Raw genomic sequence first — 15,998 nt, forward strand, 5'->3', positions numbered from 1 at the left:
GGACAACCGGGCACAGGGGAGCGTGTTGCAATGTGCGATGCATGCGTCATGATCGCGGTCAAGGACCGGATGTTATCCCGCCGGGAGATGTTCCGGCTGGCGGCCGCAGGCAGTGTTGCCGTCGCCGTTACAGCTACAAGCTCAGCAATTCCGGTACTGGCCGCGACGCCGACAAAGGTCAGCGATCTGACACATGAGCTGAACGAAGACTTTCCAACATTCTTTGGGGAACAGCAGTTCTTTGCGAACAAGCTTTTTGACTATGAGAAAGACAAGTTCAATCTCTATGAGTTGCGTGTGAACGAGCATACAGGCACGCATGTGGATGCGCCCCTGCATTTCTCGGCAGATGGCCAGTCGGTGGCCGAGATCCCGGTCAGCAATCTGGTCGCCCCGCTCGCCATCGTCGATATTCGCGCCAAAGCTGCCGAGAGCGCCGATGCGCAGGTAACGCCCGACGATCTGAAGGCCTGGATCGCCGTCAATGGCGCGATCCCGGACGGGGCCTGCGTTGCCATGCTGTCAGGCTGGGACAAGCACGTTGCCAGCCCGAAATTCCGCAATTCCGACGACAAGGGCGTGATGCATTTTCCCGGGTTCCATGTCGAGGCAGCGGCGATGCTGATCGAGGAAGCGAACGTGGTCGGCATTGCCGTGGACACCCTGTCGCTGGATTTCGGCGCTTCGCCTGACTTTGCCACCCATTACACCTGGCTGCCGAGCAACCGCTGGGGCATCGAATGCATTGCAAATCTGGAGCAATTGCCGGCAACGGGAGCAACACTCATCGTCGGTGCTCCGAAGCACAAGAGCGGTACCGGCGGCCCTGCACGAGTGCTGGCGCTGATGTGAACAGACGGTTTCAACGGTGAACGGCAGTGCCCCTGATGCTGGACCACCGCCGTTGAGTTGCGGGGTGTGACCAGTTATCCGCGCCGCCGTGCTTCGATCACATCCCAGACGCGGACGGCGATGTCGGGGCCGCCGAGGCGCTTGACGGCGCGGATGCCGGTGGGGGCCGTGACGTTGATTTCGGTCAAGTAACCGTCGATGACGTCAATGCCAACGAGAAGCAGGCCTTTGGCCTTGAGGGCCGGGCCAATGCGGGCGCAGATTTCGCGCTCCCGGTCGCTGAGGTCGGACTCCGCCGGCGAACCACCGCGCACCATGTTCGAGCGCAGATCGCCCGGCGCCGGCACACGGTTGACCGCTCCGGCGAACTCGCCATCGACCAGCAGGATGCGCTTGTCGCCATGCTTGACGTTCGGCAGGAAGCGCTGGATCACCCAGGGCTCTCGGAAGGTGACGGCGAAAAAGTCGTAGAGCGAACCATAATTGAGGTCGTCCTGGGTGATGCGGAAGACCGCTGCGCCGCCATGACCGAACAATGGTTTCATGACGATGTCGCCATGTTCTTCGCGGAAAGCGTCGATCTCGGCCCGGTCGCGGGTGATCAGGGTCGGCGGCATGAGATCGGCAAATGCGGTGACGAACAGCTTTTCCGGCGCGTTGCGCACTTCGGCAGGATTGTTCACCACAAGGGTATGCGGATGGATTTTTTCCAGCAGATGTGTGGCGGCGACATAGGCCATGTCAAAAGGCGGATCCTGCCGCATCAGGATCACATCGACCTCGGCTAGATCCGTTCGAACGGGTTCACCCAGCGTGAAGTGGTTGCCCTTCTCATCGCGCACGGCGACAGGCTCCAGCGCGGCAAAGACCTTGTCACCGCGCAGCGCCAGCCGGTCTGGTGTGTAGTGATACAGCGAATGGCCGCGCGCTTGCGCTTCCAGCATCAACGCAAAGGCGCTGTCGCCCAGGATATTGATGGACGAGATGTGGTCCATCTGGACCGCGACCTTCAGCGACATGCGCGTCTCTCCGGATTAAGTGCCGCGCGAGGACCGACGCGGCTCGTCTGGGTGGACTGGATATGGGATTTTTGGACCGACTTGTCCAGAATGGCAATGCTGCAATGCATCACGGAATTTTCACATCAAACGATCAGGCCGGAATGCATCGGTCAGATGCTCAGGCCAGCGCCAGGGCACGATCAGCATGAGATCGAACCGCTGTATTGTGTCAGCCTGATCCGGATGCTGGACGAGAAAAATCTGGGCGGCGCGAATGATCCGCCCGCGCGCGGTTGCACTGACGGCTTCCAGGGCAGCGGCACGGCTGCGGCGCGCCTTGACCTCGATGAACGCAAGAACGTCTCCGCGCCGCGCGACGAGATCCACCTCACCGGCGCCGGAGCGAAACCGCCGGGCCAGGATGCGCCAGCCTTTCAACCGCAGGATCAAGGCCGCCAGGCTCTCGGCGCCATGCCCCAGCCGATAGGCGCGGCGGCGGTTGCGCGGCGTCTCGCGAACGGGAGGCAGGACGGACGGGGAGGTCATGGCGTGTCGGAGCGCTCCGGGCCGGTGTCTGCATCACTTTCACCGCCGCCAGCCTTAAGCGCAAGCGCCATGTGGTAGACTTCAGCCCTGTCACGGCCTGTCTGTCTGGCAACCTCCTTTGCGGCGGCAGCGACGGACATCCGGGCCAGAGCAACCTGAAGCTGCGCCTCGACATCGGCCTCGCCAACCTCAGGCACGACCTCCGCCGGCGGGCCAACGAGAACGACGATCTCGCCCTTTGGCGGATTGGCCTCGTAATAGGCGAAAAGCTCGGTCAGGGGTCCACGCTGGAACGTTTCAAAGCGCTTGGTCAGTTCACGGGCGACGACGGCCTCGCGGTCGCCGAGCGTCTCCGCCATGGCGGCAAGAGAAGCGGCAAGCCGGTGTGGTGATTCAAAAAAGGCGAGCGTCGCCGGGATGATCGCGAGTTCGGCCAGACGACGCGTCCGGGCGCCGGCCTTCTGCGGCAGAAAACCAGCGAACAGCAGCGTGTCCGATGGCAGGCCCGAAGCGACAAGCGCAGCCAGCGGTGCGGACGCCCCGGGGATCGGGATCACTTTGAAGCCGGCCGCCAGGACATCACGCACCAGCCGGTATCCGGGGTCGGACACCAGCGGTGTACCGGCATCGGAGACCAGCGCCACAACCTGTCCTTCGGCAAGAGCTGCCAGCAGACGCGGACGCTGTCGCTCGGCGTTGTGCTCATGGTAGGGCAGCAGCGGTGCCTTCAGGCCAAAGCGCTGGCTGAGTGTCGATGTCACGCGGGTGTCTTCGCAGGCAATCACGTGGGCGCTGGCCAGCGTCTCCAGGGCGCGAATTGTTATATCGCCAAGATTGCCGATCGGCGTCGAGACGATGTAGAGCGCGCTTTCCTGTGCCGGAGCGGCAAAGGCATGCTCCCCGATGAAAAAGCGGCGTTCAGACAAGAGTTCCGCCATGGGCAGGGTCTTTCCGGTTGCGGGCCCTGTCAGGCCGATGCGTATGCGGTCCCCGGCCAAGGCCGGCCAAACCGACTGCAGGAGCAGCCAAGCGCTGCCGAACCCTTCACGCGGCTGGACAGGAACGTTCTGAATTCGTAATGGTTTTTGATCGCGGATGCGAGGAGGCCCGAGTGGAAAACACGACTGCTGCCGCCATTGCCCGAATTGCCGGCCCCTCTGCCGGTGGTTTTCGGGTGTTCACCGCCTGTTTTGCAGGATTGCGGCGGAGCGCCCTGCGCTGCGCGGGCGCATTTGCGGTCGCCGGGCTTCTTGCCGGCTGCATGGGCTCGACACTGGGAACCGCGCCCGACGGATTGCAATCCCTGCCCTCCACGCCGTCTGTCCCGGCCGTGACCGGCCAGACAATCGGCACGGGCACCGTCCGCGTCGGTCTGTTGCTGCCGCTCTCGGCCGGCGGGTCGGCATCGGCAATCGCCGCGACTTTCCGAAATTCAGCAGAACTGGCGATCAAGGATTTCCAGGGCTCCGACATCCAGTTGCTGGTGAAAGACACGGCCGGCACGGCAGAAGGCGGCCGGGCGGCGGCGCAATCAGCCATCGCGGAAGGGGCTGAACTCATTCTGGGTCCGGTGTTTGCCCCGGCAGTCAGCGGCGCGGCCAGTGTCGCGCGCACGTCCGGGGTTCCGATTGTCGCTTTTTCGACGGACACGTCGGTCGCCGGTCCCGGTGTCTACCTTCTGTCGTTCCTGCCGGCCGGCGACGTCCGCCGCATCATCGGCTATGCCGCCACCCAGAATCGCAAGTCCTATGTCGCGTTGCTGCCCGACGATGCTTATGGCGCCGTCACCGAGGCCGCATTCCGCCAGGAAGTCGGACGCACCGGCGGGCGGGTGGTTTCGATCCAGCGGTACAAGGTCTCCGGATCCGACACATCGGATCTGACGGCCAAGACCCAGGCGCTCGTCAGCGTTCTGCCGCAGGCCGATGCACTGTTCCTGCCAGCGGCCAGCGTTGCCCCATTCGTGATGCAGAGCCTGATGACCCAGGGCGGCAATCTGGCAAACATCAAGGTTCTGGGCAGCGGTCAATGGGACGCGGCACAAGTGACCAGCAACCCAATCATGGCGGGGACCTGGTTCCCGGGGCCGGAGCGCTCGGGTTTCGATGCCCTGTCCGGTCGCTATCAGGCAACATTCGGTGCCGCTCCGGCGCGCAATGCATCGCTGGCCTATGATGGCACCATCCTCGCAGCTGGCCTCGTGCGATCTGCCGGGCCGCAGCGCTTCTCGCAACCGGTGCTGACCAACCGGGATGGCTTTCTCGGCATTGACGGTGTTTTCCGCTTCCTCGCGAATGGTGAAAGTGAGCGGGGCCTCGCCGTCTACGAGATCGCGCCCGGTGGCATGAAGGTCATTTCTCCGGCTCCGCGTGATTTCCGAGCGGCCTCGTAAGGGCATCACACCATGCTTTCGGACAAACGCATCCTGCTGATCATCGGCGGCGGCATTGCCGCCTACAAGTCGCTCGATCTGATCCGCCGCCTGCGAGAACGAGGCGCGGCGGTGCGCGTGATCATGACCGCCGGGGCGCAGCAGTTCATCACGCCTTTGGCCGCCGGGGCACTGAGTGCCGACAGGGTCTACACCGATCTGTTCGACCGCGAGGCAGAGCAGGATGTCGGACATATCCGCCTGGCGCGGGAAACCGATCTCGTGCTGGTGGCTCCGGCGACGGCGGATCTGATGGCCAAGATGGTCAATGGTCTGGCGGGCGATCTCGCCACCGCCGTGCTCCTGGCGACAAAGCGGCCTATTCTGGTTGCACCGGCGATGAACCCCGCGATGTGGAGCCACCCGGCGACCAAACGCAATGTTGCACGGCTGATCGCGGACGGCATTGCCTTCATCGGCCCGGACAGTGGTGAAATGGCGGAAAGCGGCGAGGCTGGCGTTGGCCGCATGAGCGAGCCGCTGGCCATCACTGAGCGGGTCGCAGCGATGCTGGTGCCCGCGCCCGGTCCTCTTTCAGGGCGCCATATCGTTGTCACCTCAGGTCCGACGCATGAGCCGATCGACCCGGTGCGCTACATCGCCAACCGGTCCTCCGGCAAGCAGGGACATGCAATAGCTGCCGAACTTGCAGCGCTTGGTGCGCGTGTCACGCTTGTCTCAGGCCCGGTGAGCATCCCGGACCCGAAGGGCGTGACGACGGTGCATGTGGAGACCGCACGGCAGATGCTGGTTGCGGTTGAGGCCGCCCTTCCTGCCGACGCCGCCGTGATGGCCGCCGCCGTTGCTGACTGGCGCGTGGCAAGCGAGGGCACTGAAAAAATCAAGAAGGACGGATCCGGCAAACCGCCGGCGCTGGTGTTCACCGAAAACCCGGATATCCTCGCAACGGTGGGGCATCTTGGCCGACATCGGCCCCAACTCGTCGTCGGCTTTGCCGCGGAGACGCAGAACCTCATCGCCAATGCGCAGGCAAAACTGGCGCGCAAGGGCGCGAACTGGATCGTCGCCAACGATGTCAGTCCGGAGACCGGCGTGATGGGCGGCGACGCCAACACGGTCCGCATCGTGTCTGCAGCAGGCGTGGAAGACTGGCCGACGCTGGACAAGGGCGAGGTTGCACGACGGCTGGCCGCGCGGATTGCCGCTGCCCTCGGATCGGGACAAGTCTAGGCTCCGGTCCGGGCCTGCTTTCGCTCCTTGTCACCGCGCTCGTTGCGGCAGCGGTCGGAGCAATAGCGGACGTCTTGCCACACCTTTTCCCATTTCTTGCGCCAGGTGAAGGGGCGGCCACAGGTGACACAGGTCTTCTGCAGCAGATCGGATTTCTTGCGCATCTTCATGTGATCTGCCCTGCCTGATCGGGAATGGGATCCGGGTCGGATTCGGCGGAGACGGGTTCGGGCCCGATTGCAAACAAGCTGAGCTGTCCATCGGGTGCCGCCTTCGTCCGCCCCTTGCGCGCGGACGGGACCCCGTCGCTGCGCTGACCGCGATTGGCGATGCCGGCCTTGCGGCTACCATGGCGATCCTGGATGCGGTCAGCCTCGCGGTGAAACTCGCGTTCCTTGCGCAGGCTCCAGACCTTGTCACGGGCTGCCCGCGCCGCCGCCAGCGGATCGACGATGGGCTCAGGATAGCTGCGCCCCAGCAAGGACGCCGCACCGCCCCAGGTCCAGGGCGCATGGATGAAGGCATCCGGCACTTCGGACAGTTCCGGCACCCAGCGGCGGATGAAGACGCCTTGCGGATCCTGGTCCTGGCCCTGCTTGACCGGATTGTAGATGCGGATGGTGTTGATGCCGGTGGTGCCGGACTGCATCTGCACCTGCGGCCAGTGGATGCCGGGCTCATAGTCGGTGAAGGCCCGCGCGAGATGCTCGCCCGGGGCCCGCCAGTCCAGCCAGAGGTGATAAGCGGCCACCGCCATCAGCATGGCGCGCATGCGGAAGTTCATCCAGCCGGTGGCATTGAGCGCTCGCATGGTCGCGTCCACGAACGGCAGGCCGGTCTCGCCTCTGCACCAGGCCGCGAGCCGGGCGGCGTCGGGCTCGCGCGGGCGCAGGCCGTCGTGGGCGCGGTGGAGATTGCGGAACTCCAAGTCTGGCGCATCCTCCAGCTTCTGCATGAAATGGCAATGCCAGTGCAGGCGGGAGAGAAACGAGCCGACTGCGCCCTGCCACTGGCGGGCGGAGCCGCTCTCGCCGCTCTCGATCAGTTCACGCAGCCGGTCCTCGGCCCGCTGCGTGACCTCGCGCAGGGACAGGGTGCCGAAGGCCAGATGCGGCGACAGCCGCGAACAGGCGTCGAAGCCGGTGACCGGGCTGGACATGGCGGCACGGTAGGTACGGCCCCGCTGGATGAGGAAGCTGTCGAGACAGGCAAGGCCAGCCCTTCGGCCGCCCCGCTGGCGCCCGGGGCACGGATCGGGGGCAAGGCCCAGATCCTGCGCCGTGGGCAGGGGGCCAGGCTCGATGCCCGGCAGCGGCGTCAGCGCCGGTTCGGGCAGCAGCGGCTGGCGCATGTCGCGGTCCCAGCGCTGCGCCCAGCCGTTGCGGCTCTTGAGGCGGCGGATGACGCCGGTTTGGCGCGGCTCCTCCCAGGGAATCCCGGCCTCGCGGCAGAAGGCCTTCACCGCCAGATCGCGGGCATAGGTGAAGCCATTGCCGGTTTCCTCGTGCGACCACAGGGTGGCGATACCGCGCCGGGCGTGCAAGGCGCGCAGAACCTCGACCGCCGCGCCCTTGCGGATGATCAGCGGCTGACCGAGGCGGGCAAGATCCTGCCGCAGCTCATGCAGGCACTCGGCAAGGAAGGCGTGATGCCGGCCGGAGGCATCCGGTTGCCGCCAGAGATCCGGCTCGACGATGTAGAGCGGCAAGACGACGCCCCGCCGCGCGGCCTCGACCAGCGGCTGATGATCAAAGCAACGCAGATCGCGCTTGAACCAGACGACCTGCAGGGGCGGAAACTCGGACATGGCACCGGCAACGGAAGGCGATGAATGCGGCCAACCGCAGAAACACCGATGCGACAGCCTTAATGTTTACGCAGGCTGACCTTCAAAGGATTACCGCGACAATGGTTCAGATTGACCCCGACTGGAAGCGGGCGTCCGGATCGATCAGGTCATGCAGCCGCTGGGCTGCGTGCCGCGCAAAGCGCAGGGTCACTGCCTTGCGCGTTGCAGCCGGCAGCGGATGGCTTGGCGCCTCGCGCAGGATATCAGCCGAAAAGCCATCGGACAGGATCAGGCCTGCTTCTTCGGGGAAGATCTCCTGCGGCACGTCCGGATGGGTGGCGAAAAAGAGCCGGTCACAATGGGCGCGGTAGTCCGGCCATTTGCCGTCGGCGCGAAAGTCGGCGATGGAGGACTTCACCTCGACGATGACCAGGTCCTGCTTCTGGCCCAGCGCGATGAGATCCGCCCGGCGGCCGGAGGCCAGCGTCAGTTCGGGCAGGCAGACATAGCCCTGCAGACGCAGGAGCCGGGCGGTGCCACGCCAGACCTTCAGCGCCGTCTCGGACTGGCGTCCGTCCGTTAAGGGGTCGTCGAGGGCAATCCGGTTCCCGGCGGGGCGATCAGTGAGGCTCATTCGCCATTTGTTCCTCTCCTGTTCGCAGAAATCAAGCCATGTTCCCGGCAATTCTTATCAAGGTTGTTCGGATTTTTCCGATTTCCGCAACAGTCAGAACCGCTCAGCCGCATTTTTGTCAGCAGCCATCCGCAGGGCGTCGATGCGCTCGTCCGGACCGAAGTTGTCCCGGCAATCGGCAAGCAATGCGAGCGCCGCGTCTGCCTTGCCGAGCGACAACAGCCAACCGGCGCGGGCGAGCGGCAGCTCCTTGCGCCAGCGTTTCGGAAGCCCGTGCAGGGCCGGGTCCTGGTCGATACCCGCTTCGGCCGCCTGCATCAGATCGATGGCCAGGGGGAGATCGCCGGTGCGGGCGGCGACTTCCGCGCGCAGGCGCAACAGGCCGACATGGCCAGGAGCCAGTGCTGCCAGCGCATCGACCTGCGCGGACACCAGCCCCTCCCCGGCTGCAAAGGCCTCCCCGGCGGCTGCAAACCCGATGTGAAAAGCGCGCGGCAACGGCCGGATCAGGCTCCGGGCCGCCAACTCACCCTCAGGATCGCGGTCGAAAGTGCGGGTGATCTTGCGGATCACGTTGAGCGTGTAGAGGTGGTCATGGCTGGCGTGGCAGGAGGCGAGATCGAACAGCCGGCCGTTCAGTCGTTGCGCCAGGACCCGCGCGACACCAGCGCTGTCGACCGGATCGAGGTGGCCGAAGTAGAGATGCACGGCATTGGCAAGCGGGCGGCGCAGGGCATCGAGAGCGGGCTCCAGTGCCAGCGCCTCGGGCGGCGTTCCGGGATGGGTCTGGCCATAAGCTGCGCTCTGGCTGCCGGGCCGGCCCAGCTCCAGTTCCGGTCCAAAGGCATGAATGGCCCCGTCGCTGCGGCGCAGGCCGGTGACAAGGGCAGCAAAGCCGCCCATTGAAGCGCCGTAGTGGATGATCCGCTGCGGCTTGATCTCGACCTCTGCCTGGTCAATCAGCGCATCAATGGCGCGCTCCTGGCCCAGGTACCAGCCATTGCGCACATCGTTCAGAAACAGGCAGGCATGACGCGTGGCGGAAAACAACCGTTCCAGGCCGAACTTGCCGTCTGGCACCCGCACCTGGGAATAGACCAGCACCAGCACTCCGCTGCCGGCACCGGGTGCAAGCCGGTGCCGCAGGTCGGCCGAAGGGTCAGGGGCGGGTGCCTGCAGCAGCGTCACAGGATGAAGCGCGACAGATCGACGTTTTTGGCCAGTTCCCCCACATTTGACCGCACGTGCTCAGCGTCAATGGCGACCACCCGCCCGGCCTGATCGGGTGCCGAGTAGGATACCTCGTCGAGGATCCGCTCCATCACGGTCTGCAGCCGGCGGGCACCAATGTTCTCGACACTGGCGTTGAGGTCGACGGCAATCGAAGCGATCTCGTCAATCGCATCATCTGTGAAGCTGAGGTCGACGTTTTCGGTCTTCAGCAAGGCCACATACTGCTTGATCAGGCTTGCCTCCGGCTCGGTCAGGATCGCGCGGAAATCCTCCCGGGTCAGTGCCTTGAGTTCGACGCGGATCGGCAGGCGGCCCTGCAATTCGGGCAGAAGGTCGGATGGCTTTGCGACATGGAAGGCACCTGACGCGATAAAGAGGATGTGGTCGGTCTTCACCGGCCCGTGCTTGGTCGCCACCACCGTGCCCTCGATCAGCGGCAACAGGTCCCGCTGCACGCCTTCGCGCGAGACATCACCGCCTACCCGGCCGTCACGCGCACAGATCTTGTCGATTTCATCAAGGAAGACGATGCCAGCATTCTCGACCAGCGAAACCGCCTCGCTGACGACTTTTTCTTCATCGAGAAGCTTGTCGGACTCCTCAGCGATCAGGATGTCATGGGACTCCTTCACCGTGACACGTCGGCTCCTGGTCTGGCCACCGAAGGCCTTGCCAAGCAGTTCCGACATGTTGATGACGCCGATGTTGGCGCCCGGCATCCCAGGCACATCAAAGCCTGGCATCTGCGGTGTCGCACGCACCTGGATCTCGATCTCACGGGTGTCGAGTTCGCCTTCGCGCAGCTTCTTGCGGAAGCTCTCACGGGTGGCCGGGCTGGCGTTGGCACCGACTAGTGCATCCAGCACGCGTTCTTCCGCCAGCACATGCGCCTTGGCCTTCACCTCGTTGCGGCGCGTCTCGCGCACCAGTGTAATGCCAACCTCGACCAGATCGCGGATAATCTGTTCCACGTCGCGACCGACGTAGCCGACTTCTGTAAACTTGGTCGCCTCGACCTTGACGAAGGGGGCGTTGGCGAGCCGTGCCAGGCGGCGGGCAATTTCGGTCTTGCCGACACCGGTCGGTCCGATCATCAGGATGTTCTTCGGCAGAACCTCCTCACGCATCGGGCTTTCCAGTTGCAGCCGTCGCCAGCGGTTGCGCAGGGCGATAGCTACCGCACGCTTGGCATCCTTCTGGCCGACGATATAGCGGTCGAGTTCGGAGACGATCTCGCGGGGCGAAAAATTGGTCATCGTTTCGATGGTCCTCTGAGGGGCCGCACGCGATCAGCGCGCGCTTTCCAGGCTTTCGAGGGTGAGATTGCCGTTGGTGTAGACGCAGATGTCGGCGGCGATGGCCATTGCCTTGCGGGCAATCGCCTCGGCTTCCATGTCCGTGTCCACAAGGGCCCTCGCCGCGGCGAGCGCAAAATTGCCACCCGAACCGATGCCCATGACGCCGCCTTCTGGCTCCAGCACATCGCCCGTGCCAGTCAGGACCAGGGAAACGTCCCTGTCGGCAACCAGCATCATCGCTTCGAGACGGCGCAGATAGCGATCCGTCCGCCAGTCCTTGGCCAGTTCGACGCAGGCGCGCATCAGTTGTCCGGGATATTGTTCCAGCTTGGCTTCGAGCCGTTCGAACAGGGTGAAAGCGTCTGCGGTTGCGCCGGCAAAACCGCCAATGACATTGCCCTTGGCCAGTGGCCGCACCTTGCGCGCGGTATTCTTGATCACCGTGGGTCCGAGCGAGACCTGACCGTCGCCGGCAATGACGACGCGCCCGCCTTTGCGGACCATCAGGATCGTGGTGCCGTGCCAGGTGCCCATTCCATGTTCTGAACTCATGTCTTGTCCATCTGTCGCATTTGTCTCCGGCATCCGTGCCGGAAGACGACGGCGACCACGGACGCGGTCTATTCGGTCCAGACCTGTCGATCTGAGCCGGTCCACGTTTAGGTCGCCGCTTCGTTGGTTCTTATTTAGGCGCGCAAGCGCCAGACGCCAAGCTGCGCTCCGGCCGCACCCGTTAGACCCGTGCCTGTGTTTCGGTTATCAGCCGCTTTACCAAGGTATTGAGCAAGGCCATGCTGCGCTCGTTGCGCAGGTCGCCCTTATCGTCGAAGGCCTCGGCTGCATTGGGAACCATGACCATATCCGGGATGAGCAACGCGCCCAGTCCGACTTCAAGGATGGTTCGCATGCCGATCAGCCCGCGAATGCCGCCGAGCGCGCCCGTCGAGGCCGAGCCAATCGCAAAGACGCGGTTCTTGAACGCGGCTGCCGGCGGTTCACCCGGATCGTTGAGGCGGCTGATCCAGTCCAGCGTGTTCTTCAGCAATGGCGTAATGGCGGTGTTGTACTCGGGGCAGGCGATGAAGACGCCCTGATGCTCCTGCATCAGCCGCTTCAGTTTGTGCGCAGCCTCCGGCACGCCTTTTTCCCGCTCCTGGTCGCCGTCATAAAGGGGCATCGGATAGTCGGCAAGCGATATGCGGGTCACGTCCGCATCCGCCAGAACGAGCTGCTTGGCAACGAGGGCTGCAAGTTGTGTGTTGTAGGATCCGCCCCGGATGGAGCCGGAGAAAACAAGAATTCTGGGATGACGCATGGAACCTCCTCGATCAGCCGCTTGGCTTTTGCACGCAGAGTGCGGTCTGATCGAAGAAAGTTCAATGACTTCCCATAGGGGGCGAAGGTCAGGAACTGGCTGCCGGTTCGACCCGCAGCGAAGCCTCCGCGATCAATGCCCTTATGAGCGCTGACAACGAAGCCGCCGCGCGCTCGCATGTCAGGCCGCCGGATGTATCAAATCCGTCAGCAGCGTTTGGAACGGCGATCATTTCCGGGATCACAAGGGCTCCAACGCCCGTCTCCAGAACGAGGCGCAGGTTCGCGAGCCCGCGGATGCCGCCAAACGGCGACGTCGATGCGGATCCCACGGCAAACACACGGCCCTTGTAGGCCGCCATGCGTGGCTCGGATGGCTCGGAAACACGACTGATCCAGTCAATCACGTTCTTCAGGAGCGGCGCCACACCTGCATTATATTCGGGGCTGGCGATGAAGACGCCGTGATGTTGCTGCATCAGGCGCTTCAGGGCGACAGCTGGCGCAGGCACGCCTTCTGCGGCCTCAAGATCACCGTCATAGAGCGGCATTGGGAAGTCCCGCAGCGAAATGGCCGTCACTTCAGCCCCGGCTTCATCCAGCCGCTGCCCGACGAGCGCGGCCAGACGGGCGTTGTGAGAGCCGGTGCGGACCGAACCTGCGAAAACGAGAATTCTTGGATGAGCCATGCCGCCTCCCGACAAAAGCCGGCAACGCTTCGCTGCCGGCTCCAGTCAATAAGGCCGGGGAAAAGCTCATGTCTAATCGAAAGCGCTGAGGGGAGACCTCAATCAATCCGGGCGTCTGTAGACCCAGACCCGAGCGGGCGGCAAGTTGGCCCAGATCCAGTCGGTCCGCACCAGATCGAACAGGCCGGCCTCGGGTTTGACCGGAGGAACCAGCGCATAGGAAAACTGGATGAACGGCGCGCCCGGTTCCAAAAGATCAAGCGCCTCGAGAACAAGCGCGCGGCGTTGCTCGACCGGTTTCGTGAACAGGGGCAAGCCCGAGACAATCGCGGCAAGGCTGCCGTTTGCCAAAGGTGTATGCGGGGCGAGCGTTTCGCGGAGCGCATAGGCGTCGCCCTGGACGGTCGCCATGCCCGGATACCGCTGGCGCAGCAGGTGGCAGAAATCGGCGCTGTACTCGATCACGGTGAGATCGCGCTGAGCGACGCCGCGATCAAAGATCGCCTTGGTCACCACGCCGGTGCCCGGGCCAAGTTCCAGATAGTGCCCGCCCGGACGCACTGGCACGAACGAAGCAATGCGCTTCGCCAGTTCCGGTCCAGAGGGACTCACGGAACCCATCGTCAATGGGCTGTCGATCCAGCTGCGAAAAAACCTGAACTCGTCGCGGATCTTGTCCACGAGGCCCTTGTGTGTCAGCAGCTTGTGCGCGGCCATTGGCTTCGTCCCCTTAACGATGTTCTTCATTTAGGAAACCAAGATGGGCGATTTCAAGACCGATCTTTGATGACGTTAACGTCATATCGGGCTAACCGCCTATTTTATCGAGAAAATCCTTTACCCTGGCAAAGAAACCCGTGGACTCGGGATTGTTTTCGCCGGAACTCTCTTTCTCAAATTCCGCCAGCAACTCGCGTTGGCGTTTTGTCAGGTTCGTCGGCGTTTCAACGGTCACCTGGATATACATGTCGCCATGCTGGTTCGAACGCATCACCGGCATGCCCTTGGCCTTGAGGCGGAACTGCTTGCCGGTCTGGGTGCTTTCGGGAACCTTGACCCGCGTGGTGCCGCCGTCAACCGTCGGGACGTCGAACTGTCCGCCCAGCGAAGCTGTGGTCATGGAAATCGGAACCCGGCAATAGAGATCTGCGCCGTCACGCTGGAAGAACTCATGCGGCTTGATTGACAGGAAGATGTAGAGATCGCCGCTGGGTCCGCCGCGCAGGCCTGCTTCGCCTTCACCGGCGAGCCGGATCCGGGTGCCGTCCTCGATGCCGGCCGGAATGTTGACGGACAGGGTGCGCTCCTGCGTCACCCGGCCGACGCCACCACAATTGGTGCAAGGGTCGGAAATGACCTGGCCACGCCCCTGGCAACTCGGGCAAGCCCGCTCGAGGGTGAAGAAGCCCTGTGCCGCGCGCACGCGGCCAGAACCGCCGCAGGTGCGGCAAGTCGTGGGGCTAGACCCCGGCTTGGCACCGGAGCCGCCGCACGGCTGGCAGGTGATAGAGGTCGGCACTTCGATCTCGACCGTCTTGCCCGCGAAAGCCTCTTCCAGGGTAATTTCCAGATTGTAGCGCAGGTCCGCCCCGCGCTCACGGCCGCCAGCGCGTCGGCCACCGCCGCTCATGCCGAAGAATTCCTCGAAGATATCCGACATGGTCGAGGCGAAGTCGTGCGAATGCGCGCCAAACCCACCGCCACCGCCGCCGCCATTCTCGAAGGCAGCGTGGCCAAAGCGATCATAGGCTGCGCGCCGCTGACCGTCTTTCAGGATGTCATAGGCTTCGTTGACTTCCTTGAAGAGCGCTTCGGCAGCATCGTCCCCCGGATTGCGGTCGGGATGATACTGCATGGCGAGCTTGCGATAGGCGCTTTTCAGCACCTTTTCATCCGCGCCGCGCTCAACGCCAAGGACTTCATAAAAATCGCGCTTTGCCATAGTCGAGGTACTCGCTGGATTCCGGAGCGCTTTCCAATCGAACCGACAAACCGGTCGATGAGAAATCGCTCCCAGATCAATGCGTTAAGCAATTTCCGGAGAATTGCATTGCCTGCAGGTCCCGCATCGCGCCAGTTGCGTTGCACAGGAGCTTTCCGCTCTTGTCCCTTAAACGGGACACATGCAAGCAAAAATCGGTCGGCGCGGCCATATGGACCGCGCCGATACCAAATCTTACTTCTTGTCGTCGTCCTTGACTTCTTCGAAGTCGGCGTCGACGACATCATCCTTGGCAGCCTCATCCGCGTCGGACGAGCCCCCCTCGGCTTCCGACTGCGACGCCTTGTACATGGCCTCGCCCAGTTTCATCGAGACTTCAGCCAGAGCCTGGGTCTTGGCCTGAATGTCGGCGACATCTTCGCCGGCCAGTGCCGTCTTCAGGCTGGCAAGTGCCGTTTCGATGGCGCTCTTGTCGGCCTCGCTGACCTTGTCACCATAGTCCTTCAGCGACTTCTCGGTGGAGTGCATCAGGGATTCACCCTGGTTGCGGGCTTCCACCAGTTCGCGGCGCTTCTTGTCCTCGTCGGCGTGGGCCTCAGCGTCCTTCACCATCTTCTCGATGTCAGCATCGGAAAGACCACCGGACGCCTGAATGCGGATCTGCTGTTCCTTGCCGGTGCCCTTGTCCTTGGCCGTCACATTGACGATGCCGTTGGCGTCGATGTCGAAGGCGACTTCGATCTGCGGCATGCCACGCGGGGCGGGCGGCAGGCCAACAAGGTCAAACTGACCGAGCATCTTGTTGTCGGCTGCCATCTCGCGTTCGCCCTGGAACACGCGGATCGTCACCGCAGTCTGGTTGTCCTCGGCGGTCGAGAAGGTCTGGCTCTTCTTCGTCGGGATCGTGGTGTTGCGGTCGATCAGGCGGGTGAACACGCCACCCAGCGTCTCGATGCCCAGCGACAGCGGGGTCACGTCGAGCAGCAGCACGTCCTTGACGTCACCCTGCAGCACGCCGGCCTGAATGGCAGCGCCCATGGCCACCACTTCGTCCGGGTTCACGCCCTTGTGCGGCTCC

Annotated in this window: 17 protein-coding genes; 3 read left to right on the forward strand and 14 right to left on the reverse strand. The window is 63.7% G+C overall.

Going from position 1 to position 15,998, the window contains the following annotated elements:
- Positions 1-30 precede the first annotated feature (30 nt).
- Positions 31-852, forward strand: a complete 822-nt coding sequence (locus tag ACTIFE_RS17065) for a cyclase family protein (RefSeq protein ID WP_439530364.1) — start codon at positions 31-33, stop codon at positions 850-852.
- Between the two features lie 74 nt (positions 853-926).
- On the opposite strand, the gene gshB is transcribed toward ACTIFE_RS17065, so the two are convergent.
- The 3 genes from gshB to rsmI all read right to left on the reverse strand — a co-directional run bounded on the left by gshB (position 927) and on the right by rsmI (position 3,337).
- A complete protein-coding gene (gshB, locus tag ACTIFE_RS17070; protein WP_439530365.1) occupies positions 927-1,871 on the reverse strand; it encodes a glutathione synthase in 945 nt (314 codons plus the stop codon).
- Between the two features lie 120 nt (positions 1,872-1,991).
- Positions 1,992-2,399, reverse strand: a complete 408-nt coding sequence (locus ACTIFE_RS17075) for a YraN family protein (RefSeq protein WP_439530366.1) — start codon at positions 2,397-2,399, stop codon at positions 1,992-1,994.
- Positions 2,396-3,337, reverse strand: a complete 942-nt coding sequence (gene rsmI, locus ACTIFE_RS17080) for a 16S rRNA (cytidine(1402)-2'-O)-methyltransferase (RefSeq protein ID WP_439530367.1) — start codon at positions 3,335-3,337, stop codon at positions 2,396-2,398. The genes ACTIFE_RS17075 and rsmI overlap by 4 nt, the downstream gene beginning before the upstream one ends.
- Positions 3,338-3,510: 173 nt before the next feature.
- Between rsmI and ACTIFE_RS17085 the strand changes: the two genes are divergently transcribed.
- On the forward strand, positions 3,511-4,791 hold the full coding sequence (locus ACTIFE_RS17085; protein ID WP_439530368.1) for a penicillin-binding protein activator: 1,281 nt from the start codon (positions 3,511-3,513) through the stop codon (positions 4,789-4,791).
- A 12-nt stretch (positions 4,792-4,803) separates the two neighbouring features.
- Positions 4,804-6,021, forward strand: coding sequence for a bifunctional phosphopantothenoylcysteine decarboxylase/phosphopantothenate--cysteine ligase CoaBC (gene coaBC / locus ACTIFE_RS17090; protein WP_439530369.1), 1,218 nt, complete (start codon positions 4,804-4,806; stop codon positions 6,019-6,021).
- Here the strand turns inward: coaBC and ACTIFE_RS17095 are convergent.
- The 11 genes from ACTIFE_RS17095 to ACTIFE_RS17145 all read right to left on the reverse strand — a co-directional run.
- The gene (locus tag ACTIFE_RS17095; protein WP_439530409.1) at positions 6,018-6,185 is read right to left on the reverse strand and encodes a DUF2256 domain-containing protein; all 168 of its coding nucleotides are present in this window, start codon (positions 6,183-6,185) and stop codon (positions 6,018-6,020) included. The genes coaBC and ACTIFE_RS17095 overlap by 4 nt on opposite strands.
- A gap of 2 nt (positions 6,186-6,187) precedes the next feature.
- Positions 6,188-7,828, reverse strand: a complete 1,641-nt coding sequence (locus ACTIFE_RS17100) for an FAD-binding domain-containing protein (protein WP_439530370.1) — start codon at positions 7,826-7,828, stop codon at positions 6,188-6,190.
- Between the two features lie 106 nt (positions 7,829-7,934).
- Entirely contained in the window at positions 7,935-8,444 is a 510-nt protein-coding gene (locus ACTIFE_RS17105) for an MmcB family DNA repair protein (protein WP_439530371.1), read from the reverse strand.
- 93 nt (positions 8,445-8,537) lie between these two features.
- Positions 8,538-9,548, reverse strand: coding sequence for an alpha/beta hydrolase family protein (locus ACTIFE_RS17110; RefSeq protein WP_439530372.1), 1,011 nt, complete (start codon positions 9,546-9,548; stop codon positions 8,538-8,540).
- An 80-nt stretch (positions 9,549-9,628) separates the two neighbouring features.
- On the reverse strand, positions 9,629-10,933 hold the full coding sequence (hslU, locus tag ACTIFE_RS17115) for an ATP-dependent protease ATPase subunit HslU (RefSeq protein ID WP_439530373.1): 1,305 nt from the start codon (positions 10,931-10,933) through the stop codon (positions 9,629-9,631).
- 33 nt (positions 10,934-10,966) lie between these two features.
- Positions 10,967-11,527 carry an ATP-dependent protease subunit HslV gene (hslV, locus tag ACTIFE_RS17120; RefSeq protein ID WP_439530374.1) on the reverse strand — a complete coding sequence of 187 codons (561 nt, stop codon included), beginning with the start codon at positions 11,525-11,527 and terminating at the stop codon, positions 10,967-10,969.
- A 181-nt stretch (positions 11,528-11,708) separates the two neighbouring features.
- Complete coding sequence (locus tag ACTIFE_RS17125) at positions 11,709-12,290, reverse strand: NADPH-dependent FMN reductase (RefSeq protein ID WP_439530375.1); 582 nt, start codon at positions 12,288-12,290, stop codon at positions 11,709-11,711.
- An 88-nt stretch (positions 12,291-12,378) separates the two neighbouring features.
- Complete coding sequence (locus tag ACTIFE_RS17130; protein ID WP_439530376.1) at positions 12,379-12,978, reverse strand: NADPH-dependent FMN reductase; 600 nt, start codon at positions 12,976-12,978, stop codon at positions 12,379-12,381.
- A gap of 102 nt (positions 12,979-13,080) precedes the next feature.
- Entirely contained in the window at positions 13,081-13,725 is a 645-nt protein-coding gene (locus tag ACTIFE_RS17135; protein WP_439530377.1) for a class I SAM-dependent methyltransferase, read from the reverse strand.
- A gap of 61 nt (positions 13,726-13,786) precedes the next feature.
- Positions 13,787-14,920, reverse strand: a complete 1,134-nt coding sequence (dnaJ, locus tag ACTIFE_RS17140; protein WP_439530378.1) for a molecular chaperone DnaJ — start codon at positions 14,918-14,920, stop codon at positions 13,787-13,789.
- 234 nt (positions 14,921-15,154) lie between these two features.
- The coding region (locus ACTIFE_RS17145; protein WP_439530379.1) for an Hsp70 family protein at positions 15,155-15,998 on the reverse strand (844 nt) is incomplete at its 5' end.

It is taken from the genome of Pannonibacter sp. (genome assembly GCF_051860505.1).
Lineage (GTDB): Bacteria > Pseudomonadota > Alphaproteobacteria > Rhizobiales > Stappiaceae > Pannonibacter.

Excerpts from the sequence above, each read along its gene's own strand:
- ACTIFE_RS17105 (WP_439530371.1), bottom strand. The coding sequence starts at position 8,444 with ATGAGCCTCACTGATCGCCCCGCCGGGAACCGGATTGCCCTCGACGAC.
- dnaJ (WP_439530378.1), bottom strand. The coding sequence starts at position 14,920 with ATGGCAAAGCGCGATTTTTATGAAGTCCTTGGCGTTGAGCGCGGCGCG.
- ACTIFE_RS17125 (WP_439530375.1), bottom strand. The coding sequence starts at position 12,290 with ATGCGTCATCCCAGAATTCTTGTTTTCTCCGGCTCCATCCGGGGCGGA.
- ACTIFE_RS17130 (WP_439530376.1), bottom strand. The coding sequence starts at position 12,978 with ATGGCTCATCCAAGAATTCTCGTTTTCGCAGGTTCGGTCCGCACCGGC.
- hslU (WP_439530373.1), bottom strand. The coding sequence starts at position 10,933 with ATGACCAATTTTTCGCCCCGCGAGATCGTCTCCGAACTCGACCGCTAT.
- coaBC (WP_439530369.1), top strand. The coding sequence starts at position 4,804 with ATGCTTTCGGACAAACGCATCCTGCTGATCATCGGCGGCGGCATTGCC.
- rsmI (WP_439530367.1), bottom strand. The coding sequence starts at position 3,337 with ATGGCGGAACTCTTGTCTGAACGCCGCTTTTTCATCGGGGAGCATGCC.
- gshB (WP_439530365.1), bottom strand. The coding sequence starts at position 1,871 with ATGTCGCTGAAGGTCGCGGTCCAGATGGACCACATCTCGTCCATCAAT.
- hslV (WP_439530374.1), bottom strand. The coding sequence starts at position 11,527 with ATGAGTTCAGAACATGGAATGGGCACCTGGCACGGCACCACGATCCTG.
- ACTIFE_RS17095 (WP_439530409.1), bottom strand. The coding sequence starts at position 6,185 with ATGCGCAAGAAATCCGATCTGCTGCAGAAGACCTGTGTCACCTGTGGC.
- ACTIFE_RS17100 (WP_439530370.1), bottom strand. The coding sequence starts at position 7,828 with ATGTCCGAGTTTCCGCCCCTGCAGGTCGTCTGGTTCAAGCGCGATCTG.
- ACTIFE_RS17065 (WP_439530364.1), top strand. The coding sequence starts at position 31 with ATGTGCGATGCATGCGTCATGATCGCGGTCAAGGACCGGATGTTATCC.
- ACTIFE_RS17075 (WP_439530366.1), bottom strand. The coding sequence starts at position 2,399 with ATGACCTCCCCGTCCGTCCTGCCTCCCGTTCGCGAGACGCCGCGCAAC.
- ACTIFE_RS17135 (WP_439530377.1), bottom strand. The coding sequence starts at position 13,725 with ATGAAGAACATCGTTAAGGGGACGAAGCCAATGGCCGCGCACAAGCTG.